This is a genomic window from Chelatococcus sp. CO-6, from assembly GCF_001271345.1.
Lineage (GTDB): Bacteria > Pseudomonadota > Alphaproteobacteria > Rhizobiales > Beijerinckiaceae > Chelatococcus_A > Chelatococcus_A caeni.
Genome location: NZ_CP012399.1, coordinates 795,329 through 821,697, shown reverse-complemented (window position 1 = coordinate 821,697; position 26,369 = coordinate 795,329). Strand labels below are relative to the sequence as shown.

At 67.2% G+C, this 26,369-nt stretch carries 20 protein-coding genes; 13 read left to right on the top strand and 7 right to left on the bottom strand.

What is annotated here, in order from left to right; genetic code table 11:
• Positions 1–24: 24 nt before the first annotated feature.
• Entirely contained in the window at positions 25–702 is a 678-nt protein-coding gene (locus AL346_RS24290; protein WP_019400456.1) for a phosphoribosyltransferase, read from the top strand.
• Positions 703–708: 6 nt separating this feature from the next.
• Here the strand turns inward: AL346_RS24290 and AL346_RS24285 are convergent, their stop codons facing one another.
• The 4 genes from AL346_RS24285 to cysD all read right to left on the bottom strand — a co-directional run bounded on the left by AL346_RS24285 (position 709) and on the right by cysD (position 5,580).
• Complete coding sequence (locus AL346_RS24285) at positions 709–2,274, bottom strand: AAA family ATPase (RefSeq protein WP_019400455.1); 1,566 nt, start codon at positions 2,272–2,274, stop codon at positions 709–711.
• Between the two features lie 33 nt (positions 2,275–2,307).
• Positions 2,308–2,628 carry a phasin family protein gene (locus AL346_RS24280; RefSeq protein ID WP_156332940.1) on the bottom strand — a complete coding sequence of 107 codons (321 nt, stop codon included), beginning with the start codon at positions 2,626–2,628 and terminating at the stop codon, positions 2,308–2,310.
• Positions 2,629–2,754: 126 nt separating this feature from the next.
• Positions 2,755–4,626, bottom strand: a complete 1,872-nt coding sequence (gene cysC / locus AL346_RS24275) for an adenylyl-sulfate kinase (protein WP_019400453.1) — start codon at positions 4,624–4,626, stop codon at positions 2,755–2,757.
• Positions 4,627–5,580 (bottom strand): sulfate adenylyltransferase subunit CysD, encoded by a 954-nt coding sequence (gene cysD / locus AL346_RS24270; RefSeq protein ID WP_082312725.1) that lies wholly within the window; start codon positions 5,578–5,580, stop codon positions 4,627–4,629.
• A gap of 165 nt (positions 5,581–5,745) precedes the next feature.
• On the opposite strand from cysD, the gene AL346_RS24265 reads away from it, so the two are divergent.
• On the top strand, positions 5,746–7,200 hold the full coding sequence (locus tag AL346_RS24265) for a DUF2793 domain-containing protein (RefSeq protein WP_053194232.1): 1,455 nt from the start codon (positions 5,746–5,748) through the stop codon (positions 7,198–7,200).
• Positions 7,201–7,254: 54 nt separating this feature from the next.
• Here AL346_RS24265 and AL346_RS24260 read toward each other — a convergent pair whose 3' ends face one another.
• The 3 genes from AL346_RS24260 to AL346_RS24250 all read right to left on the bottom strand — a co-directional run bounded on the left by AL346_RS24260 (position 7,255) and on the right by AL346_RS24250 (position 13,848).
• On the bottom strand, positions 7,255–8,967 hold the full coding sequence (locus AL346_RS24260; RefSeq protein ID WP_053194231.1) for an FkbM family methyltransferase: 1,713 nt from the start codon (positions 8,965–8,967) through the stop codon (positions 7,255–7,257).
• 89 nt (positions 8,968–9,056) lie between these two features.
• The gene (locus AL346_RS24255; RefSeq protein WP_040404179.1) at positions 9,057–11,567 is read right to left on the bottom strand and encodes a glycosyltransferase; all 2,511 of its coding nucleotides are present in this window, start codon (positions 11,565–11,567) and stop codon (positions 9,057–9,059) included.
• A gap of 1 nt (position 11,568) precedes the next feature.
• Positions 11,569–13,848: a glycosyltransferase gene (locus tag AL346_RS24250; RefSeq protein WP_053194229.1), complete on the bottom strand. Its 2,280-nt coding sequence runs from the start codon at positions 13,846–13,848 to the stop codon at positions 11,569–11,571.
• Positions 13,849–14,936: 1,088 nt separating this feature from the next.
• Here AL346_RS24250 and AL346_RS24245 point away from each other — a divergent pair.
• From AL346_RS24245 to AL346_RS24890, 11 genes are all read left to right on the top strand, one after another.
• Positions 14,937–15,917, top strand: a complete 981-nt coding sequence (locus AL346_RS24245) for a glycosyltransferase (RefSeq protein WP_256381331.1) — start codon at positions 14,937–14,939, stop codon at positions 15,915–15,917.
• Between the two features lie 168 nt (positions 15,918–16,085).
• Positions 16,086–16,895: an ABC transporter permease gene (locus AL346_RS24240; protein WP_019401847.1), complete on the top strand. Its 810-nt coding sequence runs from the start codon at positions 16,086–16,088 to the stop codon at positions 16,893–16,895.
• Between the two features lie 9 nt (positions 16,896–16,904).
• Positions 16,905–17,648 carry an ABC transporter ATP-binding protein gene (locus AL346_RS24235; RefSeq protein ID WP_019401846.1) on the top strand — a complete coding sequence of 248 codons (744 nt, stop codon included), beginning with the start codon at positions 16,905–16,907 and terminating at the stop codon, positions 17,646–17,648.
• A gap of 144 nt (positions 17,649–17,792) precedes the next feature.
• Positions 17,793–19,223, top strand: a complete 1,431-nt coding sequence (locus AL346_RS24230) for a mannose-1-phosphate guanylyltransferase/mannose-6-phosphate isomerase (protein WP_019401845.1) — start codon at positions 17,793–17,795, stop codon at positions 19,221–19,223.
• A gap of 97 nt (positions 19,224–19,320) precedes the next feature.
• A complete protein-coding gene (locus tag AL346_RS24225; protein ID WP_019401844.1) occupies positions 19,321–20,028 on the top strand; it encodes a winged helix-turn-helix transcriptional regulator in 708 nt (235 codons plus the stop codon).
• Complete coding sequence (gene gmd, locus AL346_RS24220; protein WP_019401843.1) at positions 20,025–21,131, top strand: GDP-mannose 4,6-dehydratase; 1,107 nt, start codon at positions 20,025–20,027, stop codon at positions 21,129–21,131. Before AL346_RS24225 ends, gmd begins: the two co-directional genes overlap by 4 nt.
• The gene (locus tag AL346_RS24215; RefSeq protein ID WP_019401842.1) at positions 21,128–22,072 is read left to right on the top strand and encodes a GDP-L-fucose synthase; all 945 of its coding nucleotides are present in this window, start codon (positions 21,128–21,130) and stop codon (positions 22,070–22,072) included. The genes gmd and AL346_RS24215 overlap by 4 nt, the downstream gene beginning before the upstream one ends.
• Positions 22,053–23,246: a DegT/DnrJ/EryC1/StrS aminotransferase family protein gene (locus AL346_RS24210; RefSeq protein ID WP_019401841.1), complete on the top strand. Its 1,194-nt coding sequence runs from the start codon at positions 22,053–22,055 to the stop codon at positions 23,244–23,246. The genes AL346_RS24215 and AL346_RS24210 overlap by 20 nt, the downstream gene beginning before the upstream one ends.
• Before the next feature lie 24 nt (positions 23,247–23,270).
• Entirely contained in the window at positions 23,271–24,131 is an 861-nt protein-coding gene (locus AL346_RS24205; RefSeq protein ID WP_082312715.1) for an ABC transporter permease, read from the top strand.
• A 3-nt stretch (positions 24,132–24,134) separates the two neighbouring features.
• Positions 24,135–25,415 (top strand): ABC transporter ATP-binding protein, encoded by a 1,281-nt coding sequence (locus AL346_RS24200; protein ID WP_019401839.1) that lies wholly within the window; start codon positions 24,135–24,137, stop codon positions 25,413–25,415.
• 122 nt (positions 25,416–25,537) lie between these two features.
• Positions 25,538–26,359, top strand: a complete 822-nt coding sequence (locus AL346_RS24890; protein WP_082312714.1) for a bifunctional 2-polyprenyl-6-hydroxyphenol methylase/3-demethylubiquinol 3-O-methyltransferase UbiG — start codon at positions 25,538–25,540, stop codon at positions 26,357–26,359.
• Positions 26,360–26,369 lie beyond the last annotated feature (10 nt).

Genomic DNA, 26,369 nt, shown 5'->3' with positions numbered 1-26,369 from the left:
CACGGGGCGGGACAGGAGTGGGCCATGCCTTTTCTCAACCGCATGGAGGCGGGACGGCGGCTCGCCAAGGCCTTGGCGGGATGGCGGGACGAGGATCCCGTGGTCCTCGCCTTGCCGCGCGGCGGCGTGCCGGTCGCCGCCGAGATCGCCGCTGCCTTCGCCGCGCCGCTCGATCTCGTGCTCGTGCGCAAGCTCGGCGTGCCGCGGCAGCCCGAGCTCGCGATGGGCGCCGTCGTCGACGGGGCCGAGCCCATCACCGTGCGCAACGAGGATGTCATCGCAGGGGCGCAGATTGCGCCCGCGGACTTCGAGGCGGTGCGGGCGCGCGAACTCGCCGAGATCGAGCGCCGGCGCCGCTTCTATCTCGGATCGCGCCCGCCCGTGCGGGTGGAAGGCCGCTGCGCCATCGTGGTCGACGACGGCATCGCGACGGGCGCGACCGTCAGGGCGGCCCTGCGGGCCATCCGCCGCCGCGCGCCGGCGCGGCTCGTGCTGGCGACGCCGGTCGCGCCGCGCGACGTCGTCGCCGATCTCAGCGACGAGGCCGATGCCGTCGTCTGCCTCGAGACGCCGGAGCCGTTCTGGGCCGTCGGCGCCGCCTATCTCGATTTCGACCAGGTGGAGGACGAGGCGGTGATCGCGACGCTGGCGCGCTTCCCGCCGGACGAGGGCAGCGCCCGGTCGTCCGCGCCGCAGCCGTGAGGCCCGTCAGTTCTGTGCCAGGACAAGGCGGGCCCGCGCGAGAACCTCGTCCGGCGTGCCGTCCGTGTCGACGGTCCTCCAGTCCGGCTCGGCGGCGACGTCGCCCGTTTCACGCGTGGCCTGGATCGCGACGACTGCGGCATCCGCATCCGATGCATCGCCGTGGCGGGCCTCGACCCGCGCGAGAAGCCTGTCGAGCGGCGCCGAGAGCCACAGCCCGGTGAAGGGGATGCCGAGGTCGGCGGCGAGCGCTGCGACGGCGGCGCGCTCGCCCGGGCGCTGGTGCACGGCATCGACGATGACCGGCCGGCCGGCTTCGAGCGCCGCCCGGGCATCGCGGCACAGCCTGTCGTAGACCACGGCGGCCGCCGCTGCATCATAGGCGCTGTCCGGCAGGCGCTCCGTTTCCGCCACGCCGCTGAGCTCTTTGCGGATGACGTCGCTGCGCAGGTGAACGGCGCCGGGCGCGCGGCCGACCAGCGGGGCGAGGGCGGCGGCAAGGGTGCTCTTGCCGGTGCCCGAGAGGCCGCCGATGGCGACGAGCCGCGGCGGTCCGGGGTCGAGGACAGCTTCGGCGAGGCTAAAATAGCGCCGGCACTCGGCGCTCGCCCGCTCGCGCGCCTCCTCGTCGAGATGGGCAAGCCCGGCCGCTGTGACCTTGGCCCGGATCGCGGCGCGGACGCTGATGAAGAGCGGCAGCGCGGCGAGCCCGGCAAGGTGCGCCGGCTCTCGGCTCTCGACGAGGTAGCGGTTGAGGAGGAGGTTGGCCTCGCCCTGCAGGTCCCGCTCGATCAGGTCCATCAGCAGGAAGGCAAGGTCGTAGAGCACGTCCGTCGTCGCCAGCGCCTCGTCGAATTCGAGGGCGTCGAACAGGCGCGGCGCCCCGTCGATGAGCACGAGGTTGCACAGGTGAAGATCGCCGTGGCAGCGGCGGACGTGGCCGTCCCGGGCGCGCTGTGCCAGGCGCGCGGCCACGCGCTCGCGTGCGGCGAGCGACTGGCGCGTCAACCGCTCCCTCCGCTGCGGGGGAAAGAGGGCGGGCTGCTCGGCGAGGCTCGTGCCGTTCTCGACGATGATGGCTGCGAGCGCGCCGGCGAAATCCACGTCGTGGCGGACGGGCGCACGCGCGTGAGCCTCGGCGACGGCCCGCGCCATGGCGGCGACGATGGCGGGCGTCAGCGCCCCCTCGGCCGCGAGGCGGTCGAGCGTGCAGGTCTCGTCGAAGCGGCGCATGTGCACCGCCCATTCCACGATCGTGCCCGGGCCGCCGAGATTGAGCGTACCGTCCCGGCGCACGATCGGGACGAGGCCGAGATAGATATCCGGCGCGCCGGGTCGGTTGATCGCAATCTCGCGCTCGCAGGCGGCGCGCCGCTTCTCCAGGCTGGAGAAATCCATGTAGGGGAAGCGCACGGCGCGCTTCACCTTGTAGGCGTCCGCGCCGGTGAGGAAGACGATCGCCCCGTGCGTGTCGATGCGCTTGACGGGGCCGTCCGCGCCATGGCTGTCCGACGAGGCGAGGAAGCGCAGGATCTCGTCCTGGTCTTCGGTGACGTGGGAGATCGGCGTCATCCTGCCTCGAAGGACCGGCGTGGAGCCGCGCGCTCAGTGCTCCGTATGGATGACCTTGTCCTCGGCCTTGCGCACGAGCGTCGCGAATTCCTGCGTATAGTCCGTGACCGCCTGTTGCGCAAAGGCCGTCTGCCGCTCCACCGCCTCCGGAACGTCCCGGCAGCGGCCGAGATCCTGCCAGAAGGAGGCCTGGGCCTCGAGGCGGCGGGCCATGAAGTGCAGCATCTCCGTGCCGAGGGCGACCGGCAGGTCGAATGTCGAGGCCTTGAACCAGAGCGGAAATGCCTCGAGCGGCAATTGCATGTCGCCGGCGTTCGGACGGCGCGGATGCGTGGCTTGCTTGTCCGGGGTCATCGTCTCTCCCTCCCTGTCGGAGAATCCATGCTTGCGCGCGCGGTGGACCGCGTCCTTGATGAAGCGCAATCGTGCCCGGAAAAGACGGCCACTTTCCGGCCGGGGGCTGCGGCGGAGCCTCTTTTGTCAGGTGGCAGGCACGTGGCCTCGCGCGGTGAGGAGATCGACGATGCGCCCGGCTTCCTGCTGCGGCGTCTCGGCCGTGCCGTCGAGGCGAAGGTCGGGCGCCTGCGGCCGCTCGTAGGGGGCGCCGACGCCGGTGAAGTCGCTGACGAGGCCCTGTCGGGCCCGCCTGTAGAGCCCCTTGGGGTCGCGCGAGGCGCAGACATCGAGCGGCGTGTCGACGAAGATCTCGTAGAACGGCACGTCCTTCGCGATGGCGCGGGCGTTCGCCCGGTCCTGGGCATAGGGGGCGATGGCCGCCACGATGGCGATGAGGCCGGCATCGGCGAGGATATGCGCCACCTCGGCGAGGCGCCGCACGTTCTCGGCGCGCTCGGGCGGCGAGAAGCCGAGATCGCGGTTGAGGCCGTGGCGCACGTTGTCGCCATCGAGCACATAGGCGTGGCATCCGGCCGCGGTGAGCTGGCGCTCCAGCGCGTTCGCCACGGTCGACTTGCCGGCGCCGGAGGGGCCGGTGAGCCAGAGGATGGCGGGGGTCTGCCGCCCCGCCGTCGGCCGGTCCGCCGTGTCTGTGTCGAAGCGCTGCCAGTAGAGGTTGGCGGCGGCGTTCACGGCCTCGACCACCATGCCCGCGGCGAGCGTCTGGTTGGTCAGCCGGTCGATGAGCAGGAAGGAGCCGAGCGCGCGGTTGTCGCCATAGCGCTCCACGACCACGGGACGGGCCGTCTCGATGGTGACGGTGCCGATGTCGTTCGCGCCGAGCGTGGTTGCCGGGTCCTCCGCCATGCGCACGATGTCCAGCCGGTTGCGCAGGGCGGTGATGCGGCACGGCACGAGGTCCGTGCCGTGCCGCATGAGCAGCTCCCGGCCCGTGGCGAGTGGCGTCTCGGACAGCCAGACGAGGCGCGCGACCACGTGGTCGACGCAGGCCGGCGCGTTGTCCGGAGAGGCGAAGACGGTGCCGCGGCCGGCCTCGATCTCGCGGTCGAGCACCAGCGTCACGGCTTCGCCTGGCCCCGCTTCCTCCACCTCGCCGTCGAAGGTGACGATCTGCGTGACGCGGCTCGGCTGCCCGCCGGGCAGAGCGACCACGGGATCGTCGCGCCGAACGCGGCCGCCGGCGACCGTGCCCTGGTAGCCGCGAAAGTCCGCATCCGGCCGGCTGACGCGCTGGACGGGGAAGCGCAGGCTGCCGATGCGCGGCGGCGCGAGCGTGAGCGTTTCGAGGAGGCCGAGGAGGGGCGGGCCCGCGTGCCAGGGCATCGCAGCGGCGGGATGGACGATGTTCTCGCCGAGGGCCGCCGAGACCGGCACGGGACGGACATCGAGGCCGAGGCTGTCGGCATGGGTGCGGAATGCCGCCACGATGGCCCCGAACACGCTCTCCTCATGGCTGACGAGGTCCATCTTGTTGACGGCGAGTATGACGTCGCGGATGCCCATGAGGCTGGCGATGGCCGCATGCCGCCGCGTCTGCGGCAGCAGCCCCTTGCGCGCATCGACCAAGAGCACCGCGACGTCGCAGACCGAGGCGCCGGTCGCCATGTTGCGGGTGAACTGCTCGTGTCCGGGGGCGTCGACGACGATGAAGCTGCGCCGCGCGGTCGCGAAATAGCGGTAGGCGACGTCGATGGTGATGCCCTGCTCGCGCTCGGCGGCGAGGCCGTCGAGCAGCAGGGCGTAGTCGAAGCCATCCTCGCCGCTGGCGCAGGCGACGGCCGCCATCTGGTCCTCCGGCACGAGGCCGGCATCGGCCATCAGCCGCCCGAGCAGGGTCGACTTGCCGTCATCGACCGCGCCGCAGGCGAGGACCCTCAGCAGGCCGGGTTCCTCAATCGGTGCGGCGCTCGTCGCGGAGGGATCGATGATGCGCACTCAGAAATATCCTTCCGCCTTCTTGGCCTCGATGGAATCCGCCCGCTCGCCGTCGATGAGGCGGCCGGCGCGCTCCGACCGGCGCGAGCCGCGCAATTCGTCGATGACGGCATCGAGGGTCGCAGCTTCGGATACGACCGCCGCCGTCAGCGGGTAGCAGCCGAGCGTGCGAAAGCGCACCCGCATCGGCTGCGGCGTCTCGCCCGGTGCGAGCGGCAGGCGGGCGTCGTCCACCATGATCAGGCTGTCGCCGCGGCGCACGACGGGCCGTTCGCGCGCGAAATAGAGCGGCACGACCGGGATCGCCTCGGCGCGGACATAGGCCCACACATCGTGTTCGGTCCAGTTCGAGAGGGGGAAGACGCGCATGGTCTCGCCCTCGAGGAGCCGGGTGTTGGCGAGCCCCCACGGCTCGGGGCGCTGCATCTTCGGGTCCCAGCGGTGGCCGGGTGCTCGCACCGAGAAGATGCGCTCCTTGGCGCGGCTCTTCTCCTCGTCGCGCCGCGCCCCGCCGATGGCGGCATCGGCGCCGAGGCGGTCGAGGATCTGCCGCAGCGCCACCGTCTTCATCGCATGGGTGTAGGGGCCGGCGCCGTGGCTGACGGGCGATATGCCGGCCGCGAGCCCCTCATGGTTGGTGTGGACGACGAGGTCAAGGCCGAGCGCCCGCGCCTGCGCGTCCCGGAAGGCGATCATCTCCCGGAATTTCCAGGTGGTGTCGACATGCACGACCTTGAAGGGAATGGGGCCCGGGTGAAAGGCCTTGCGCGCCAGGTGCAGCAGGACGGAGGAATCTTTTCCGATCGAATAGAGCAGAACCGGCCGGCGGAACACGGCCTCGGTCTCGCGCAGGATGTGGATGGCCTCCGCCTCCAGCATGCGCTGATGGGCGCTCAGCATGGGGCGGGCGGTCGAACGGCTTGAAGACGGGGCGGCGCTGGTCGCGTCCTGCATGGCTCGGCAATCGGATCAAAAAAGGAGAAATTGCAAATAACGCAAACAAACAAGCGGAACATGTAGCCGTCGGCGTAGCGGCTGGCAAGCCCGTGGCGCGCGCCGAGGCGAGGGCGGTTGACATAATGTCCCATTATAGGTTTAATATCCTATATCGGATCATTCATGGGGACTGCCGTGGCCATCGCTCCCGAAACCACCGCCAATCTGAAGCTGCCCTATATCGCCGCCGGACAGGCGCAGAAGCACGTGACCCACAACGAGGCGCTGCGCATGCTGGATGCGCTGGTGCAGCTCGCCGTCGCGGACAGGGACCGGTCCGTGCCGCCGGCCGACCCCGCCGAGGGCGCGCGCCACATCGTCGCCGCAGGCGCGACGGGTGCCTGGGCGGGCAGGGACCACCATGTCGCCGCCTTCATGGACGGAGGCTGGTTCACCTTCCCGCCGGCGCCGGGCTGGACGGCCTATGTGGCGGGCGAAGGGCGCCTCTGCGTCTGGACCGGAACGCAATGGGAGGGCGTCGAGGGCGGAGCGGCGACCGAGCTGCACGATCTCGTCGGGCTCGGCATCGGTACCCAGGCGGACGAGGTCAATGCCTTCGCCGCCAGGCTCGAGAATGCCGTGTGGTCGGCGAAATACGCGGGCGAAGGCGGCAGCGGCGCCCTGCGCATGGCGCTCAACAAGGAAGGCCCCGCCGACACCGTCTCGCTCATCTTCAAGACCGACTGGTCGAGCCGTGCCGAGGTCGGCCTCGCCGGCAGCGACAATTTCGAGATCAAGGTCTCGGCCGACGGTTCGCTCTGGACGCAGGCCCTGCGGATCGATCCCGCGAGCGGCGCGGTCACGCTTCCGCAGACGCGGCAGGAATGCGGCCTGCGCAATCTCCTCATCAACGCCCGCGGCCTCGTGAACCAGCGCGGCTATGTCTCGGGCACGGCGACGGCGGCCGCCAGCCGCTACACGCTCGACCGCTGGCGGGTGGTGGCCGCAGGGCAGGCCCTGTCCTGGACCGAGGCCAACGGCTATCGGACCTTCACGGCGCCGGCCGGCGGCGTCGAGCAGGTGATCGAGGGCGTCGACGTCGTGGCCGGCACCTACGTGCTGTCGTGGACCGGCACGGCGAGCGCCAGCATCAACGGCGCGGCCGTGGCGAAGGGCGGCACCGTGTCGCTTGCCGGCGGTGCGAATGTCACCGTGCGCTTTTCGGGCGGCACCTTCGCCTTGCCGCAGCTGGAGCGTGGCACGGTGCCGTCAGCCTTCGAGGTGCGGCCGTTCAGCCAGGAGCTGATCATGTGCCAGCGCTACTTCGAAAAATCCTACAATCTCGAGGTGGCGCCGGGCACGGCGAGCCAGATGGGCCGGCGCAACCAGAACACCTTCCAGATCGCCGCCAACCACCGGGCCGACATTCCCTTCCGCGTCATCAAGCGCGCGGCGCCCACGGTGACGATCTACAACCCGAGCACCGGCGCTGCGGGACAGGTGCGCGCCCAGCCGGATGCCGACATCACCATCGGCGGCATCTACGTGCCCGGCGGGGCCGGTTGCATGATCGACTTCGTCACGACCGCCACGACCCAGGCCGTCTACTGGCACTGGGCGGCCGAGGCCGAGCTCTGATGCGGCGGACGGCCCGCCCGGCCGGGTCGCTCTCGGCTGCGACATGCGCCTGCTTCAGAGTTCCGTCTCGAAGCGCGAGCCTTCGATGACATGCCCGCCGATCGTGGCCGCCGTGCCGCTCCGCTCCGCCCAGGCGGCGAATTCGCGCTCGAAAGCGGCATGGCGGCCTTCGGACACGGCGAGCACGTTGCGCTCACCCGCGATCGGGATCACCGCATAGCCGACGGAGGTGAAGAAGGCGGTGAGCCTCTCCTGCGCCGCAGCGTCGAGCGTCTCGCAGATGAAGGCGGGCCGGTAGGCGGCAATGAGGTGCCTCGCGCCTTCCAGCACCTCGGGTTCCACGCCCTCCACGTCGATCTTGACGGCGGCGACGGGGCGCTCGGCGATCGCCGCGAGCTGCGGCGCATTGAGATAGTCGGGCCGTGCCGGCTGCAGGATGCTGTCCAGCGGCACGGCCTTGACCGTCTCCGTGTGGTCGACCGCCTGGGTCTGCGTGATCTTCTCGCCCGAGCAGAGGCTGAAGAAGCCGTATCTGTGCGGCAGGGTCAGGATTTCCTCCTGCTTCCAGGCTGCGAGATGGCAGGGCACGATGCGCGGATTGAAGCCGTTGAGCTGGATGTTGTAGACGAGCCGCCCGAAGGTCACCGACGACGGCTCGAAGGCGATGGACAGGACGTCCCGCCGGGCCCGCGCCGTCAGCAGCGAGAACAGGCCCGTATAGGCTCCGACGTCGAGGACCATCGCGTTCTGCGGTGCGCTCTCCACCAGGAAGAGCCAGTAGGCGAGGGACCTCGGCTCGTCGAAGGAGCCCTGCCGCATGGCGCCGAGCAGGTTGTCGTCCTCTCCCCACGGTGCGGTGATGCTGTGCATCGTCACGCCGTGCCCGTTGATGGTGATGGCGGAGTTCTGGAAGACGAATTTCTTCACGGGAGATCCCTTGATGGCGGCAGGGGCGGGCGGGGCCGGCGGGGCGCCGTCCTCGGTGAGCATCCAGGCATGGGGCGTGCCGGCGAGCGCCCTTTCCACCTCATCGTAGTTCCGGATGGATTCAGCGAGGCTGCGCGGCGCCTGCTTGACGAAGGAGGGCTTGCGCTGCGTGATCGGATCCGCCGCGAAGGCGCGCGCGATCTCGTCGGCCTTTTCGCGTGCCAGCAGCCCGTCCGCGTCGAACATCTCCTGATAGTCGAGGGTGACGAGGGGGCGGTGCCCGCCGAGCCACCGCTCGATCACCCCCTGCTCGCGCTGCATGTCGTCCATGAAGCGCAGCAGCTTCGGAATGTCGACGACGGCCGAGCGGATCTTCGCTTCGGCCGCATCGGCCGTGTGCCAGATCTTGTTGGCGGCGGCGAGCAGGCCGGAGACGAAGACCTCCAGCAGGTTCTTGCGCGTGAGGTGGATGACCGGCGCGCCCTCGGCCCGCGCGAATTCCAGGAGCCACGGGCGGGCGAGCGGCGCCTGCCAATGCCCGTTGAGGCTGTGCAGGCTGTTGTACTTGACGTCGGGCAGGAGCGTCCTGCCCTCTTCGGCGAAGGTCCCGAGAAATTTTCTGAAATTCTGCGGTGCGTTCGCCGCCATCGCATTCAGCGGATCCTCCCGAACGTAGTCGCGGAGGTGCGTGAAATAGTTGTGGCGATCGCCCAGGCCTTCGGGGTGGAAGATCTCGCCGAGATAATAGAACTGCGGATGGTTTTGCCGGTCGAGGAGGCTGCCCAGCGCGCCGGTTCCCGATCTCTGGCGGGCGACGAGAAGGCCGAAGGGAGGGATCATGATTGTTCCTTCTATGGGGCGGCGGGGCTCGGCGGGAGGCTGAAGGCGGGCGCGCCGACGCCGCAGGATGAGCGGCATTCTTCGCGCCGTCAGAGGGTGTTCTCGTTGAACCAGAGCTCCACGCGCTCGAAGGCGAGGTGGCAGTCGCTCTCCTCACCGCGTGGCGGCAGCCGCGTGATGAGGAGCAGCCGGTCGTTGCCCCGGCTCGTGCCATAGGCGGAGAGCTCGATCAGCGCCTGCCGGCCGGGTCCGACGGTCTGCCAGGCGCTGAGGGCGATGTCGTCCGCGGCGCCACCCCCGTTGAGATGGGCCAGGATGCGTTGCGTCTCCGCGTTGCCGCGCGCCAGGGCGACGGCAGCCTCGACCCCGCCGTTGTTCTCGTTGAGGTTGCGCACATGGGCGACGATGCGGCCGACCCGGCGGTGCGGGCCGCGCAATTCGCCGATCGTCACCTCCCCCGCGAGCGGGTGGACGACGATGCCCTGGGCGCCGCCATGCCATTGCACCGGCTCCCACTCCCGCACGCGCCCCGGCGGATGGACGCGCGAGACCGGCCGTAATTGCTCGCCATGCAGCGCCAGCGGCCGGTCGGGCCCGTCGCCGGGCGGCTGGACGGGGTCGAGGCTCAAGAGGCGGGCAGGCAGCCCGGCCGCGATGCCTGCCGCATCGGTGAGCCCGCCGGAGATCTTCTTGGTCGTCTCGCGTCGCCCCGCCAGAAAGGCGTCCATGGTGGCCGCGATCACGGGCATGACGAGGATGCCCTCGCCCCTCAGCGCACATTCCCGGGCGAAGACCTCGAACCAGAGGTCGCCGGCCCGCGGATCGAACGGCACCCGGGCCGGCAGGTCGCGTCGCAGCAGACAGAACGACGATGCGATGCGGCTCGAGACGAGCGCCATCGACGGCGCCTCGCCGGCATAGGCGCGCAGATAGTCGCTTCTCGCCGTATGCGGGTCGACGAGTTCCACATGGCCGCAGACGAGGCCGAGTTCCGCATCCCGGGCCATCGCGTTGAGCGCGTGGGCGAGAAAGCCCGGCGCGGCCTCGAAGCCGAAGGGGTAGAGCAGCACCGCCTCCCGCTCCAGCGCGGCGAGTCGGCGCGCCAGCATCTCGGGGCATTCGCTCTTGCCGGAGGTGAACACGGCCTGCCAGCCGCGGGCCTCGACACGGCGCGCCTCCGGCCCGTCCGGAGCGAAATGTCCCCGCGGCAGCAGGACATGCACCGCATCCCGGCCGCCCGCGACGTCAAGCTCGGCATCGAGGTGGAGCACGGTGTCGAAATGCCGTTCGAACTCGGCGGGCGAGCGAACGCCGTGGCAGACGACCGTCACGCCCGGGCGCTCCTTCGCTGCCGCGGCGGATCGCGGAACGGGCCACGATGCCGGGCGCAGCCAGTAGGGCGTGTCGGGTGCTACGCTGGCCGGGGCCGACGGCGCCCAGCCCAGGGCCTTTTCCATCGCGGTCGCGAGGCCCGCGACGGAACCATCGAACAGGAGGCAGTTCTCCCCGTCCCGCCAGCGCGAGGTCTCGCCGAAGGCGGGGCAGCGCCCGTTGAGGATGACCTTGCAACCCATCCGGCTCGCCTCGAAGGCGAACAGGCACAGGCTCTCGTAGTCGGACGGCACGACCACGATCGAGCGGGCGAGATGGCTCTCGCGCTCGGCGGCACTGGCGCCGAAGACGAACAGGATCTTCTCCCTGAGCGCCTCCGGCACCAGCGCCCGCAGGCCGGCGATATAGGCCTCGTCCCATCCGTAGGACACGAGCCGGAAACAGCCCTCGTGGTCCGGATGGTTCTCCAGGAAGAGGACCGCGGCGCGGATGAAGAGGTCCGGTCGCTTGAAGGGCTGCAGGCGCGAAGAGAAGATGAAGTCCGCCGGCTTGCGCTCCGCCTGCACCGGGCGGTCGCCATCGTCGAGGAGGATGGGCGGGAATTCCAGCAGAGAGCGCCCCCGCCAGCGCTCCGCGAGGCCGTAGTGCTCCTCGTTGAAGGCCAGCACCGTGCGCTCGTGCCCCACGACGAGATCGGCATGAGCGAGCAGATGGCGCTCGGCATCGAAGAAGATGCCGAGCGAATGGCCGGGATGGTGGGTGAAGCGCTCTGCCCGGTAGATCACCCCCTGCGTGGAATGGATGCGGGCGGCGATGAGCGTCTGCGTGAAGGCGAGGCCGGCGCGCTTGGCTTCGATGCTCGCCGCGGCCCAGCCGCCGAAGTCGGGGAATTCGATGATGTCGAACGGCGCGCCGCGCCTGCGCTCGGCGGCGAGGAGGCCCTGGTAGTACCGATAGGACTCGGCCTGGTGCCATTCCAGCGTCCAGGGATGGGCGCCGGCGCGGGCGAGCAGCTGGGCCGTCAGGTCCGGCCGGCTCGCGAGGTCCGGGCAGACGTGTACCTGCGCCAGCCCGTCGAACGTGCCGGCGAGCAGCATCGACGCATCGGGCCGGCTCGCCAGGAGTTCGGGCGGCACGAGGAAGTGGATCTCAGCCGGACAGCCCATCGCCTCGTTGTGGCGGGCGAAATTGTGCAGCATGCGCCCGATGCCGCCGGGGCCCAGCGGATAGAGCTCGTTGGTCACGAAGCAGATCGCGGGCTTTGGCATGTCACAGCGCCAGGAAGTCGGCATAGCGCTGCGCCGCCAGGGCATGGCGCCGGGCGAGATGGCTGGTGATCATCTCCTGCATGGCCGGAGGGTCGTCGTGCCGGGCCGCGACCAGCCGTTCGATGTCGCGCGCCAGCAGGGCCGGGTTGTCGAGATGCGGCGTGGTGCAGAGCCGTATCAGCGGATCGTCGTCGAACTCGCGGATCGCCAGCGGCCCCGTCATGGCGGGCGTGCCGACGGCCAGGCTCTCGAGCTGGGTCATGGGCTGGCATTCGGCGAGGGTCGCCAGAAGCACGAGCGAGCTGCGCGCCATCTCCTCGAAGAGGTCGCGCCCGCGCAGATAGCCGACGAGCCGCAGCCGGTCGAGATTGACGAGGCTTTCGAGGCCGTTGGGGAAATTGGCGGTCTTGACCTGCTCGATATTGCCGGCCGTGAGCGCGCCGAGCACGTTGGTATACATGTTCTTGCGCCAGCCCGCGTCGAGCGGCGCATAGACCGAGCGCAGGTCCGGCGGCTGCCGAGAGCCCTGCGACGGCAGGTCGGGCGCGAAATTGACGATGAGGCCCGGCCAGTAATTCTCGAAGACGGCGCCGAAATCGGGCTTGACCGAGGCGAGGCCCTGGAGGGAGCCCATGCGGAGACGGATCAGCAGGCGCGCCTGCATGACCATCTCGAAATGATGCTCGAACTGCGCCGTGGTGACGTGCGTGATCGCATGGCAGCGCAGCCCTGCGCCGAAGCGTGACTTCAGGGACAGGAGCAGCTGGTCGGCATTTTCGGAATAGCCTTGGAACACGACATGCGTGATGCCGAGGGCCTGGATCTCCTCTGCGATCTGGGCCTTGTCGGCTTCTTCCAGCGCCCCGTCGGCGGGGATGAGCAGCTTGTGCCCGGGGCAATAGGCCGTGGCCTGGCGGATGCCGTGCCATTCGTGGTGCGCGACGTGCAGGACCCGTTCGAAACCGGCAATGCGATGCGCCGCGCGCAGCATGGCGGGCGTGTCGAAAACCGGCTTCAGAACGTGTTGCGTGCCCGGGGCCGGGCGGGCGTTGTCGCGCGCCTCCGCGACGTTGCCGGCGTGACGGCCCGGGCGGCGCCGGCCCTCGAAGCGGCCGAACAGCAGGAAATGCAGGTAGCCCGAGTGGAGCTCTCCCTTCTGCACGGCGTCCGCCACGTCCGGGTTGTCGGCAAGATAGGCGGCCTCGTCGAAATGATCGGGGACGGGGACGGAGGCCTTCAGCTTCTGCAGGGCCGCCAGCGCCTGGTTCCATCCCGCGTCAGGCTCGAGCGGCCGGATGCGCAGCGACCTCACCAATGTCTTGAGGGACCTTCCGGCCAGGCTGCGGTTGACGCTGCCGATGACCCAGTCGAGATCCGCCCGGTCTTCGTCGCCGGCCGTGTCGGGGACGTTCGGCGGCCGCTGCACCGGGCCTGCCGCGGCCGCCACCTCGCCGGGGCGCATGTCGTCGATGTGGCCGAGGACGAGGCTGAGCGCCACCGCGGCCTTGTCCATGTGGCGGCGCAGGAACGCGTTGCGCACGACCGCCGCAAGTTCGCCGTGCCGGTGCCCTGCCGCAATGACCGAATTGGCATAGACGTTCGCGACCGGGGCCTGGTCCCTGTGGTGGTAGAAGGCCAGCGGCTCCGGCAGGACGCCGATGTCGGCCTTCAGCAGGAACTCCAGGTTGAAGAACCAGTCGCCCAGAACCGGCAGGTCCTCGTTGAAGCCGCCGATCTCGTCCCACACGGGGCGGCGAAACAGGAAGGAGATCGGCGGAAAGAAATTGCCGCGGAGCATCTGCGCCAGTTGCACGTCGCGCACCGCGGTCTGGAAGGGACGGCGCTGACGTTCGATCACCTGATCGTCGCGGATGTCCTCGGAGACGTGGATCGAATGGGTGATGACGCCGCCGTAGCGCCGGCCCCGCGGGCCCGAGAGGAAGGCGACGGTCTTCTCCAGGAAATCAGGCGCCCAGCTGTCGTCGTCGTCATGGATCACCACGAATTCCGATCGGCTCGCCGCGATGCCCGCATTGGATGCGGCCTCCATGCCGCGGCTCTGCGCCAGGGAGAGAAAGAGGACACGGTCCCGGTCGAGCCCGGCCCCTTCGACGATGGACCGCGCCGCCTCCTCGTCGCCGCCGTCGTTGACGACCACCCAGACAAAGTCCCGGAAGGTCTGGCGGCCGATGCTCTGGGCCGCGCGGCGCAGCAGGAGCGGCCGGCTCCGCGTGCGCGTGACGACGGCGACCGTGCGCCAGGGGCAGGCTGCGGCGCACACATCGCCGGGGCAGCATCGCCGGCAGGAAGAGAGGGCGTTGCGATGTCCATATGAAGCTGTCGCATAGTATCGGTTCGGTTTTGGTCCTGCGCCGGGACTCGCTCCCGTATCCCGCGCCTCACGGCCGGCTATCCGAGCCGCGGGAACGGGGCCGCTCTCTGCCGCTCGCTCCGCCGGGACATGAGCCTGCCGTCGCTGCTGCTCGGGCACGCCGCCGGATCGCCCGCACCAGCCTTTCGTCCGCGAGGCCGCGCTCTTCACCGCCGGCGGATGCCGGCCGCTCGAAGGCGCCTGCGCGGCAAGGCTGACCGAGGATCGGTCCCTTGCAGGACGTGAATGCCCCGGGCTCCGGGTGGCGGATCCGGGCAGGCGCTAGGCGCTGTGCTCGGCGCGCTCGTCGCCCGCAGCCCGGCTGGCGCACGTCTTCCTTCCGGAGCACATGCGACAACCCGACCTCGACCTTCGAAGGATCCGGCTATCCCGCCGGATCGCAGCCGTCGGCCGGAGCTGGCATGAGCGTTTCCGCCGGAGGGCAGGTCCCTCGCAGCAAGCGATTACATGGCGGTGCTTCAGGGGAGGTGGTGCTGATAAGAATATGTCATGGGCAATCTTCCAATGAAACGGGATCAGGGGCCGTAATCAAACTAAACCGGCACTATACAAAATAGCTTATTGTCACGTTTGTTTGCAGTCAAGTGGCGCCGGCCGGCCTGCTCCTCGCGTTGCCGTGGCCGCTGCACGGACGACGTGGTCGCCGCCCGGTTGATGTGTGCGAAAGGCCCGCGCGCTCCGTTGCATGGTCGGACGGCAAGTGATCCGGATCACGGGCCGGTACGGAGCGCGTCCGCCCGGCGCGCCTGTCGCTGGGTTTCTCGGGAGTTGGCTGCGACGGCAGCGGTGGCGCGCGTGCTGCGGCGGACTGCCGCATGAGCAGGGCGGCCGCGCCTTCACCTTGCCGGGCGGGCCCGTCTTGACAGGGGTTCGGGGATGCCTGAGGATGCAAAACGCATAAAAATCTAGTTGAATTTTAAAAATCTGAATGCCACGTTTCGCGTATATTTTCTACTTGTCTTATTGGCGCGGGTATTGTGTTAACCTTATCATTGCGCATCTATTCAGGGGTCGTCACGTATCGACCTGAGCAGGCATTGCTGCTGGATCTGGTGTCGGTATTGGCCCAGACAACTGAATGCGTATTGATATTCGCGAATTCCCCGTTGTCGCAGGTTCATCGGGAAGAGTTACTGGCCGTCGGCGGCAGTGCTCGCATCGAGATCATCCAATCGCGCGAGAACGTCGGGCTCGGCAGTGCCTATAATGAGATTCTGCGGCGCGCCGGCCAGTATGGTGGCGATGCGGTGCTGCTCGTCGACCAGGATTCGACATTGCGGCCGCAGGTGGTCCGGCACCTCGCCGATCTGATGGTGGAGCTTGCCGCGGCGGGGCAGCAGGTGGCCGCGGTGGGGGTCCAGCCCGTCGGCCCCCGGCAGGCGACGCCGGCTTTCAAGGACGTGCGCATCTTCCTGCGGCCAGGCCGCGACGGGGCCGCTCGCTTCCGGGCCGTGGATTTCGTGATCTCGTCGGGTTCGCTCGTCTCGATCGCCGCCTATCAGGCGGTCGGGCCTTTCCGCGATGATTTCTTCATCGATGCCGTCGACATCGAATGGTGCTTCCGCGCCTGGCACCGGGGCTTCTCCTGCTGGGTCGCGCGCGACGCCCGGATGGAGCACCGGCTGGGGCGAGGGTCCATTGCGGTGCCGCTGCTGCGGCTCACGCTGCCCGTGCAGCCCCCGACGAGGCTCTACACCTACGTCCGCAACCAGGTGCGCATGCTCGCCATGCGCCATGTGCCGTTGCGCTGGAAAGCCAAGATGCTCCCCTACATCGGCCTCCAGGCCATCGTCTACGCCTTGAAGGGGCGGCGCCGCTCCTATGCGCTGACGGCGATCGCCCGCGGCGTGTGGGACGGGTTGCGGACCATGTCCGCGCCCGCCCAACAGCCGGCGCTGCCGCGGTTCGTTGACGAGATATCCCCGCCGGAGCCTCCCGGCAGCACGGCCGAGCAATGACGCCGATCCGGAAAGATGCGGCGCTCGTCCCGCTCCTTGAGGGCGCTGTGCGCCATCGCGCGGGCTGCAGGCACGAGCACCGAAGCGGATGAGGGCGGCCGCGTCCGGCGCACAATGCCGCAGCGGTCCGTCCCATGCGGTGCCACGCAAACAGCAAGAAACCAGCAGATGTCCCTTTTCCCGACGAGAGCAGACTGGCGGCGCGCCGCCGAGGACCTCACCCAGGGCCTCGCAGCCTGGCATATCTGGTCGCTGCTCGCCTTCAACGACATCAGGCAGCGCTACAAGCGCTCCCGCTTCGGCCAGTTCTGGATCACGCTGAGCACCGGCATCTTCATCGCCGGCATCGGCATCGTCTATTCCTATCTGTTCGATCGCCCGATCGAGACCTACGTGCCCTACCTGTCCGTCAACATCGTCATCTGGACGCTGCTCGCCGGCATCGTCACCGACAGCACGGGCGTCTTCACGCAGGCCGGCCATATCCTCGGGCAGCAGGCGATGCCGAAGACGATCTTCGTCATGCGGGTCATCGTTCGCCAGCTCATCATCCTGGCGCACAACCTGGTCATCATCGCGCTCGTGTTCATGCTCTTCGGCATCGTCCCGACCCCGGCCGTCGTCATGGTCGTTCCGGGACTGCTGCTCGCCCTCGTCGCCTCGCTGCTCACGGCGATGGCGATCGGCCTCCTGTGCACGCGCTTCCGCGACCTGCCCCAGATCATCCAGAGCCTGCTGCAGGTCGCCTTCTTCCTGACGCCGGTGATGTGGCACACCGATCAGCTCGGCGGCCAGGCATCCTACATCGTCGATTTCAATCCCTTCGCCGTCTTCCTCCTCATCGTCGCCGACCCCCTGCACGGGCAATGGCCGGGCGTGGAGCGCTACCTGCAGGCGCTCGCCGTCATCGTTCTGATGGGGCTCGTGGCGGCGCCGCTCTTCGCGCGGTTCCGGGCGCGCATCGTCTACTGGCTGTAAGGAGCCGGCATGCCCTCCATCGCCCTGCACCGCGCCTCGGTCGACTTCCCCATCTACAACTCGCGCAACCGGTCGCTCCGCAACGCCCTGCTGGCGCGGGTAGGCGGCCGGCTGGAGGAGGCGGGCGACCTCGTCACCGTGCGCGCGCTCGAGGATATCTCGCTCACGCTCAATCCCGGCGACCGGCTGGCGCTGGTCGGCCGCAACGGGGCGGGCAAGTCCACCCTGCTGCGCGTGCTCGCCGGCGCCTATGAGCCGACCTCTGGCTCGGCCGTCATCGACGGGCGGGTGTCCTCGCTCTTCGACCTGACGATGGGCATGGACGCCGAACTGACGGGGGCGGACAACGTGGTGCTGCGCGGCGTCTTCCTCGGCATGAGCATCGCGGAGGCCCGCAGCTACATTCCCGAAGTGGCGGAGTTCTCCGAGCTCGGCGGCTTCATGCACCTGCCCATGCGCACCTATTCGAGCGGCATGCGCCTGCGGCTCGCCTTCGCCATCTCCACGGTGCGCACGCCGGACATCCTGCTGCTCGACGAATTCATCAGCGTCGGCGACGAGAGCTTCGTCCGCAAGACGCGCGAGCGCCTGGAGCGGATGATCGACAAGGCGCATATCCTCGTGCTCGCCTCGCACTCCCCGCAGACGCTCAGGGCCTATTGCAACCGCGCGCTGCTGCTGCACGAGGGGCGGATCGCGGGCGAAGGGCCGATCGAGGAGATCCTGGCGCGGTACAAGGAGCAGGCCGCCTGAGCCGGCCCGGAGCTGCGCGACCGGCATTTCCATGATTGTCGCTTTGCGCTAGGAAGCGGCATCGAGCGCGACTCGCACGACGACACTCGACGGGGGAAGGGCGCGTGGCGCCGGCGCCTCTCGTCGGCTGACGGGAGGGCCCACATGGCGAAGCATCCGCGGATTGTCCCGGTCGTTCTGTCCGGGGGCACCGGCACGCGCCTGTGGCCGCTGTCGCGCGAATCCTTTCCCAAGCAGCTCCTGGCGCTCGCCGGCGAGGAGAGCCTGCTGCAGCAGACGCTGGCGCGCGTCGCCGGCGAGCCGGGCTTTGCCGCGCCCGTCGTCATCGCCAATGCGGAGCATCGCTTCGTCATCGCCGAACAGGCACGCCAGGCGGGCATCGCGGGCGTCACCATCGTGCTGGAGCCGGTCGGCCGCAATACCGCGCCGGCGGCGGCGGTCGCGGCGCTGATGGCGGCTGAGAGCGACCCCGATGCGCTGATCCTCATCATGCCGGCCGACCACGTGGTGCAGGACGCCGCCGCCTTCCGCGCCGCGGTGGCCACCGGCGCGGCCGCGGCCTCGGCCGGCCGCCTCGTGCTCTTCGGCATGCGCCCGGACAAGCCAGCCACCGGCTACGGCTACATCCGCCGCGGCGATCCGCTGCCGGGAACCCCTGGCATCAACGTCGTCGCCGCCTTCGTCGAGAAGCCCGACCGGCCGACGGCCGAGGGCTATGTCGCCGGGGGCGACTATTTCTGGAACAGCGGCATCTTCCTCCTGCCCGCTGCCGTCTTCGTCGCCGAACTCGAGCGCCATGCGCCCGCCGTGCTCGCCGCGGCGCGGGAGGCACTGAAGGGCGCCGTGCGCGACCTCGACTTCCTGCGCCTCGCGGAGGCCCCCTTCGCCGCCGGACCATCGATCTCGATCGACTATGCCGTGATGGAGAAGACCGACAAGGCCGCCGTAGTGCCGTCCGAATTCGGCTGGAGCGACATCGGCAGCTGGTCGGCCCTGTGGGAGATCGGCAGCCGGGACACGGACAACAACCTGTGCGTCGGCGACGTGGTGGCGCTCGAGACGCGCGGCTCCTATCTGCGCGGCGAAGGCCGCCTCGTCGCGGCCCTCGGGGTCGAGGACCTCGTCGTCGTGGCGACGCCCGATGTCGTGCTCGTGACGCGGCGCGACAGCGACCAGAAGGTCTCGCAGCTCGTCGCGACGCTGAAGAAGGACGGCCACGCCGCGGCCACGCAGACGCAGCGCGTCTATCGCCCGTGGGGCTTCTACCAGTCCGTGCACGACGGCGAGCGCTTCCAGGTCAAGCGCATCACCGTCAATCCCGGCGCCAAGCTGTCGCTGCAGAAGCATTTCCACCGCGCCGAACACTGGGTCGTCGTCAACGGCACGGCCCTCGTCACCCGGGACGAGGAGCAGATCCTGCTGCGCGAGAACGAATCGATCTTCCTGCCGCTCGGCTGCGTGCACCGGCTCGAGAACCCGGGCAAGCTGCCGCTCAACCTCATCGAGGTGCAGTCCGGCCCCTATCTCGGCGAGGACGACATCGTCCGCATCGAGGACATCTACAAGCGGGTCTGAGAGAGTTGTGCGCTTCGTTCACGGCGTGAACGTCACGCTTGACGTTCACGCCGTGAACGACTATTCGAGCCGCCGGATCGCACGAGACGCAGGGCAGATGGCGGACAAGCTCCCGAACGAGGTCGACCTCGAGTTGCTCGCCTCGCTGGAAAGCGGGGAGGTGGTGACGCAGATGTCGCTGTCGCAGCGCATCGGTGTCTCCATCGGCCTCGTCAATGCGCTGCTCAAGCGCGCCATCCGCAAGGGCTATGTGAAGGCCAGGGCCGCTCCCTACAAGCGCTACGCCTATTACCTGACACCGAGCGGCTTTTCCGAGAAGAGCCGGCTCGTGGCCGATTATCTCGACATTTCCCTGCGCTTTTTCCGCGATGCGCGCGAGCAATATGCGGACGGCTTCCGCCGCCTCGATGTCGTCGGTCTGCGCCGCGTCGTTCTTGCGGGTGCAGGCGAGCTTGCCGAGATCGCCATTCTCGCCGCCCGCGACAACGCGATCGAGGTCGTCGCGGTGCTCGATGCCGAGACCAACCGCGGCCGCGTCGCGGGCGTGCCGGTGGTGCGCGCGCTGAAAGAGGCGCCCGCCTTTGACGCCGTGGTGGTGACGGATGCGCGCACGCCGCAGGCGACCTATGACCGCCTCGGCGGGCAGGTCGACAGCAACCGCATCGTGACCCCGCCGCTGCTGCATGTCTCCGTGGCCGCCGCCTCCGCCGGAGCCGGCACTGAGGCGATCGCTGACGAGACCCTTGCCCGCGGCGAGGATCGACCGGATACCGGCGCGCAGCGCGCGCCAGCAATGGAAGGATGAGCAACTTGTCTAAACGTGCACTCATCACCGGCGTGACCGGCCAGGACGGCGCCTATCTGGCGGAGCTGCTCCTCGCCAAGGGCTACCGCGTCTGGGGCGTGAAGCGCCGTTCCTCGTCCTTCAACACGGCGCGCGTCGACCATCTCTACCAGGACGTGCACGAGGGCGACCCGCGCTTCCGCATGATCTACGGCGACATGACGGATGCGACCAATCTCATCCGCATCGTGCAGGAGATCCAGCCGGACGAGATCTACAACCTCGCCGCCCAGAGCCATGTGCAGGTGAGCTTCGAGACGCCGGAATACACGGCCAATGCCGACGCCATCGGCACCCTGCGCCTGCTCGAGGCGATCCGCCTGCTGAAGCTCGAGGGCAAGACGCGCTTCTATCAGGCCTCGACCTCCGAGCTCTACGGCAAGGTGCAGGAGACGCCGCAGCGCGAGACGACGCCCTTCTACCCGCGCAGCCCCTATGCCGCGGCCAAGCTCTATGCCTACTGGATCACGGTGAACTACCGCGAGGCCTACGGCATGCACGCCTCGAACGGCATTCTCTTCAACCACGAGAGCCCGATCCGCGGCGAGACCTTCGTCACCCGCAAGATCACCCGCGCCGTCGCGGCCATCGAATGCGGCCTGCAGGAGGCGCTCTACCTCGGCAATCTCGACGCCAAGCGCGACTGGGGCCATGCGCGCGACTATGTCGAGGGCATGTGGCGCATCGTGCAGCAGGATACGCCCGAGGATTATGTGCTCGCCACCGGCGAAACCCATTCGGTGCGCGAATTCGTCGAGCTCGCCTTCGCCGAGCTGGGCCGCACCATCGCCTGGCGGGGTGAGGGCGTCGACGAGGTCGGCATCGACGAGGCGAGCGGCAAGACCCTCGTGCGCATCGACCCGCGCTATTTCCGCCCGACCGAAGTCGACCTCCTCCTCGGTGACCCCTCCAAGGCCCGCGAAAAGCTCGGCTGGCAGCACCGCATCAGCTTCCGGGAGCTCGTGAAGGAGATGGTGGAGAGCGATCTCGCCGAGGCCCGTCGCGAGGAACAGATGCGCGCGCTCAGCAACACCGCCGTGCGCAATGGAGCCGCCGGCGAATGACGACCATTCTCCTGACGGGCGGAGGCGGCATGGTCGGCCGCAACATCATCGACCTGTGCCGCGAGCGCGGGATCGAGGTTGTTGCGCCCCGGCGCACCGAGCTCGACCTGACGGATCATGCGTCGACGCTCCGCGTCCTGCGTGAGGTGCGTCCCGACATCGTCGTGCACGCGGCAGGGCGCGTCGGCGGCATCCAGGCGAACATCCGCGAGCCTGTCCGCTTCCTGACGGAGAACTGGGACATCGGCCGCAACATCGTGCTCGCCGCGCGCGAGGCGGGTGTCACGCGGCTCCTCAACCTCGGCAGCTCCTGCATGTTTCCACGCAACAGTCCGGATCCGCTGAAGGAGGAGGATGTCCTCAGCGGCACGCTGGAGCCGACCAATGAAGGCTATGCGCTGGCCAAATGCGCCATCGCCCGGCTGTGCAGCTATGTGCATCGGGAAGATCCCTCGCTGCTCTACAAGACGATGATCCCGTGCAACCTCTACGGGCGGCACGACAAGTTCGATCCGGCCGTGTCGCACCTGGTGCCGGCGGTGATCCACAAGCTCCACGTGGCCAAGCGCGACGGTCTTCCGGAGGTGGAGATCTGGGGGGACGGCACGGCGCGTCGCGAGTTCATGTATTCCGGTGATCTCGCCGACGCCATCCTGTTCGCCGTGGACCGCTTTGCTGAAATGCCGGATGTGCTGAACGTCGGCCTCGGCGAGGACTACAGCGTCAACGAATATTACGCGGTTGCCGCCGAGGTCGTCGGCTACACGGGCAGCTTCGTGCATGACACGACGAAGCCCGTCGGCATGATGCGCAAGCTGCTCGACGTCTCACGGCAGAAGGCTTTCGGCTGGCAGGCGCAGACGTCCCTGCGCGAAGGCCTGCGTGCCACCTACGATTTCTATCTCTCCTCGGGAGCTGCTGATGCGTTATCCGCTCGCTAATTCAAGCTGGGACCACGAGGAGATCGCGGCCATCCAGACCGTCGTCGATTCCGGCATGTTCACGATGGGCGCGCGCGTCGCCGAATTCGAACGCGCCTTTGCCGATTACACCGGCAGCCGCCATTGCGTGATGGTCAATTCCGGATCCTCGGCCAACCTGCTCATGGTGGCGGCTCTGCGCTATCGCAAGCAGGGTGCGCTGGAGCCCGGCGCCGAGGTGATCGTGCCTGCCGTCTCCTGGAGCACGACCTACTATCCGCTTTACCAGTATGGCCTGAAGCTGCGCTTCGTCGATGTCGACCGCGACACGCTGAACTATGACCTCGGCAAGCTCGCCCGCGCCGTGGGGCCGCAGACCCGGGCGATCATGATCGTCAATCTGCTCGGCAATCCGAATGATTTTGCCGAGATCGCAAGGATCGTCGGCGACCGCGACATCGCCCTCATCGAGGACAACTGCGAATCCATGGGCGCGACATTCGAAGGGCGCCAGACGGGCACCTTCGGCGTGATGGGCAGCTTCAGCGCCTTCTTCAGTCACCATATCTCGACGATGGAAGGCGGAATGGTGGTGACGGACGACGAGGAGCTCTACCACATCCTCCTCGCCCTCAGGGCGCATGGTTGGACGCGCAACCTGCCCAAGTTCAATCATGTCTCGACGCCCAAGAGCGACGACCCCTTCACCGAATCGTTCCGCTTCATCCTGCCGGGCTACAACCTGCGCCCCCTTGAGATGAGCGGCGCCATAGGCCTCGCGCAATTGCGCAAATTGCCCAATCTCGTCGCCGAGCGCCGCAGGAATGCGGAACGCTTCCTCGAACTCGTGCGGGACTATCCCTTCCTGCGGCCTCAGCGGGAGATCGGCGAAAGCAGCTGGTTCGGGTTCAGCATGATCGTGGAGTCGGATGCACCGGTTTCACGGGCCGATCTTATCGCCGCATTCACGCGCGCCGGGATCGATGTAAGGCCGATCGTCGCCGGCAACTTCGCCAAGAACGAGGTGCTGCGCTGGTTCGACTACACGATCAGCGACAATTTGCCGAACGCCGAACGCATCGACGAGGCGGGCTTCTTCATCGGTAACCACCACTATCCGCTCGAGGAGGAGTTCACGGTCCTGCGTGCCGCCATCGAGGATGCGGTTTCGTCTCGCGCGCCCGTCTCCGCGTAAGACGGCGCGGATGGAAAGGTTGGAATGACAGTTGCTCCCATGGATACGCCCGCGTCGCCGCAGCAGACGGAAGTGGTGATCCGCGCACGCGCCGATCACCACCTGATACACGACATCGCGGACGTGTGGACGAACCGTGATATCGCCTGGACGCTGGCGCTGCGCGAGATCCAGATCCGCTACAAGCAGTCGCTGATCGGCATCGCCTGGGCCCTGCTGCAGCCCGTGCTGACGACGGCGATCTTCACCTTCGTGTTCAGCTATCTGGCCCGCATTCCGACGGACGGGATTCCCTATCCGATCTTCGTCTTCTCCGGCCTCCTGATGTGGCAGTACTTCAGCCGCGTCGTCGTCGAGGCGTCGGGCTCGCTGGTGAAGAACGAGGCCATCATCACCAAGGTCTTCTTCCCGCGCCTGCTCCTGCCGCTCGTGCCGACTCTGTCGGCGGCCGTCGAGTTCCTCATCGCGCTCGTCGTGCTCGTCGCGATGATGCTCGCCTATGGCATGGTGCCGTCGCCGCTGATCGTCCTTTTGCCGCTCATCCTTCTTGCCGCAGGGCTCCTCGGCTATGGCATCGGGCTCGTGCTCTCGCCGCTCAACGCGATCTATCGCGATGTCGGCATTGCCCTGCCGTTCTTCGTTCAGATCGCCATGTATCTGACGCCGGTGATCTATCCGGTCACCTTCGTGCCGCCGCAGTATCAGTGGCTCTATGCGCTCAACCCGGTGGCGACGCTCATCGACACGATGCGCGCCATCATCATTGCCGCGCCGTGGCCCGGTCTCCTCAGCTATGCGGTCCTTGCCGCATGGGTCATCGGCCTTACGGCGCTCGGGCTCGGCACGTTCCGCAAGCTCGAGCCGGCCATCGTCGACAGGATCTGAGCGATGTCCGCCATCATCACCGTCGACAACCTCGGCAAGCAATATGCATTGAGCGGCACCGGCGCGCCGGCCTATGCCACCTTGCGTGAAAGCCTGGCCGATGCCGCCCGCCGGTTGTTCTCACGCGCGCCGGCAACAGAGCAGAAGGAGGCCGCACGGTCCTTCTGGGCGCTGCGCAACGTCAGTTTCGACGTCGCCGAAGGCGAGGTCGTGGGCATCGTCGGCCGTAACGGGGCGGGAAAAAGCACCTTGCTGAAGGTGCTGTCGCGGATCACGGCGCCGAGCGAAGGCATGGCCCGCATCCGCGGGCGGGTGGGCTCGCTGCTTGAAGTCGGCACGGGCTTCCATCCAGAGCTTTCAGGGCGAGAGAACATCTACTTCAACGGCGCCATTCTCGGCCTGCGCAAGCACGAGATTCGCGCCCGCTTCGACGAGATCGTGGAGTTCTCAGGCGTCGGCGATTTCCTCGATATCCCGATCAAGCGCTATTCCAGCGGGATGAAGATGCGCCTCGCCTTCTCCGTGGCGGCGCATCTCGAACCTGAGATCATGATCGTCGACGAGGTGCTTGCGGTCGGCGATGCCGATTTCCAGAAGAAGTGCCTCGGCAAGATGAAGGACGTGGCGAATTCCGGCCGCACCGTACTGTTCGTGTCGCACAACATGAATGCGGTGATGCAGCTGTGCTCGCGCGTCCTGTGGCTGGAGCGCGGTGGCGTTCGCGAGGACACGCGCGCAGTGCACGAGGTTTGCGGGCGCTATATGAAAGGAGATAGCGTTCAGCTGAGCGGAGAGTTCATTGCAACGGGCGAAAGTGGAATTGATACGGAGTATTTTCGGCTATCGTCGATCCGTATACTGAATAATGATATAGGTGAAGTTAGATTTCCGATATCGAACGATAAGTCCGTCGAGATCGAAATCGATGTATATATAAAGAAAACACACCCCGCGTTAAATTTTGGTTTCGCTATTTTTGGCGATAAAGGGCAAGAAATACTATGGACATTTACTACTGATACTGAAGAGCCGAATTGGCCAGAGCTTGTTGTTGGTAGGAACGTTCTGCGGGCGCGAATACCCCCGAGGCTGCTTAACGAAGGCACGTATCGGATTGATTTTATGGCGTCGCTGCATGCGAAGGAATGGTTTTCTGAGCCTGGAAATACGTCATGTTTTGTTCAGATGCAAATAATGGGAGGGTTGAGCGATTCGTTATACTGGCGAAAGGCAAGGCCTGGGATTGTGGCCCCGGTTCTGCCTTGGAAAAGAATCTATCCTTGACTATAGGGTAGTATCTTTATGATTTCGGACGTTTGTGTGCAACGTTCTGGACTGTATTGTGCAGAGGGGTTGCGGAAGCTCTGAGGCGATCAATATCGTTGGATTCGAAAAGGGGTGGGCAGATGAAGTCACTATTGACGGTCGATAGTAGTGGTGAGGCCTCGGTGAGCAGATATTTACGGAAGGTTATAGCACTGGCAAACAGCATAAGGGGGCCCTCCCCTCTTGATAGCATGCAGGATGTTACAATTGGTCGGAATATCGAAGCGAAACGCGAGGCATGGGTTCTCGAACAGTTGCGCGGGCTTCCATCGGGGGTGCGTGTCCTGGACGCTGGAGCGGGGCAGCAGCGCTATCGTAAACCGGCGGAGGCGATGGGGCTTGAGTATATAGCTCAGGACTTTGGCAAGTATGACGGAACTGGCGACGGAAGTGGGCTTCAAACGGGCAGCTGGAACTATGGTGACTTGGATATCATTTCCGATATTACGGAAATCCCTGTTTCGGATGCATCCTTTGATGCGGTCCTTTGTGTAAGTGTTTTGGAGCATATACCCGATCCGATTTCGGCCTTGAAGGAATTTTCACGTATTCTTAGAGCAGGTGGAAGTTTGATACTCACTGCACCAGCACAATCTTTCGTGCATTTCGCTCCATATTTTTTCTGCAGTGGATTTAGCAAATTCTTTTATAATAGGTATCTTCCTGAGGCGGGGCTCTCTATCGTTAAGCAGGATTTCAACGGGTCCCTGTTTGAGTATCTGGCTATGATTATGCGGCAGCTTCCTGCGCACGGAAATAAATATTCCGGTCTTACGTTATCGCGGAATGAGGAATATGCTATGGTGACAATACTCAAGGCTCTACAGCGGGCGGAGAACACGGATAGTGGGTCGTGGGAGTTTTGCGCAGCCGATGTTATGCTGGTGGCCAATAAGGTCTGACACTCGGTGA

What these genes read in the sequence shown, in the direction of transcription:
- AL346_RS24290 (WP_019400456.1), top strand. Translation starts at nt 25, where the DNA reads ATGCCTTTTCTCAACCGCATGGAGGCGGGACGGCGGCTCGCCAAGGCC.
- AL346_RS24285 (WP_019400455.1), bottom strand. Translation starts at nt 2,274, where the DNA reads ATGACGCCGATCTCCCACGTCACCGAAGACCAGGACGAGATCCTGCGC.
- AL346_RS24280 (WP_156332940.1), bottom strand. Translation starts at nt 2,628, where the DNA reads ATGACCCCGGACAAGCAAGCCACGCATCCGCGCCGTCCGAACGCCGGC.
- cysD (WP_082312725.1), bottom strand. Translation starts at nt 5,580, where the DNA reads ATGCAGGACGCGACCAGCGCCGCCCCGTCTTCAAGCCGTTCGACCGCC.
- AL346_RS24265 (WP_053194232.1), top strand. Translation starts at nt 5,746, where the DNA reads ATGGGGACTGCCGTGGCCATCGCTCCCGAAACCACCGCCAATCTGAAG.
- AL346_RS24260 (WP_053194231.1), bottom strand. Translation starts at nt 8,967, where the DNA reads ATGATCCCTCCCTTCGGCCTTCTCGTCGCCCGCCAGAGATCGGGAACC.
- AL346_RS24255 (WP_040404179.1), bottom strand. Translation starts at nt 11,567, where the DNA reads ATGCCAAAGCCCGCGATCTGCTTCGTGACCAACGAGCTCTATCCGCTG.
- AL346_RS24240 (WP_019401847.1), top strand. Translation starts at nt 16,086, where the DNA reads ATGTCCCTTTTCCCGACGAGAGCAGACTGGCGGCGCGCCGCCGAGGAC.
- AL346_RS24235 (WP_019401846.1), top strand. Translation starts at nt 16,905, where the DNA reads ATGCCCTCCATCGCCCTGCACCGCGCCTCGGTCGACTTCCCCATCTAC.
- AL346_RS24230 (WP_019401845.1), top strand. Translation starts at nt 17,793, where the DNA reads ATGGCGAAGCATCCGCGGATTGTCCCGGTCGTTCTGTCCGGGGGCACC.
- AL346_RS24225 (WP_019401844.1), top strand. Translation starts at nt 19,321, where the DNA reads ATGGCGGACAAGCTCCCGAACGAGGTCGACCTCGAGTTGCTCGCCTCG.
- gmd (WP_019401843.1), top strand. Translation starts at nt 20,025, where the DNA reads ATGAGCAACTTGTCTAAACGTGCACTCATCACCGGCGTGACCGGCCAG.
- AL346_RS24215 (WP_019401842.1), top strand. Translation starts at nt 21,128, where the DNA reads ATGACGACCATTCTCCTGACGGGCGGAGGCGGCATGGTCGGCCGCAAC.
- AL346_RS24210 (WP_019401841.1), top strand. Translation starts at nt 22,053, where the DNA reads ATGCGTTATCCGCTCGCTAATTCAAGCTGGGACCACGAGGAGATCGCG.
- AL346_RS24205 (WP_082312715.1), top strand. Translation starts at nt 23,271, where the DNA reads ATGACAGTTGCTCCCATGGATACGCCCGCGTCGCCGCAGCAGACGGAA.
- AL346_RS24200 (WP_019401839.1), top strand. Translation starts at nt 24,135, where the DNA reads ATGTCCGCCATCATCACCGTCGACAACCTCGGCAAGCAATATGCATTG.
- AL346_RS24890 (WP_082312714.1), top strand. Translation starts at nt 25,538, where the DNA reads ATGAAGTCACTATTGACGGTCGATAGTAGTGGTGAGGCCTCGGTGAGC.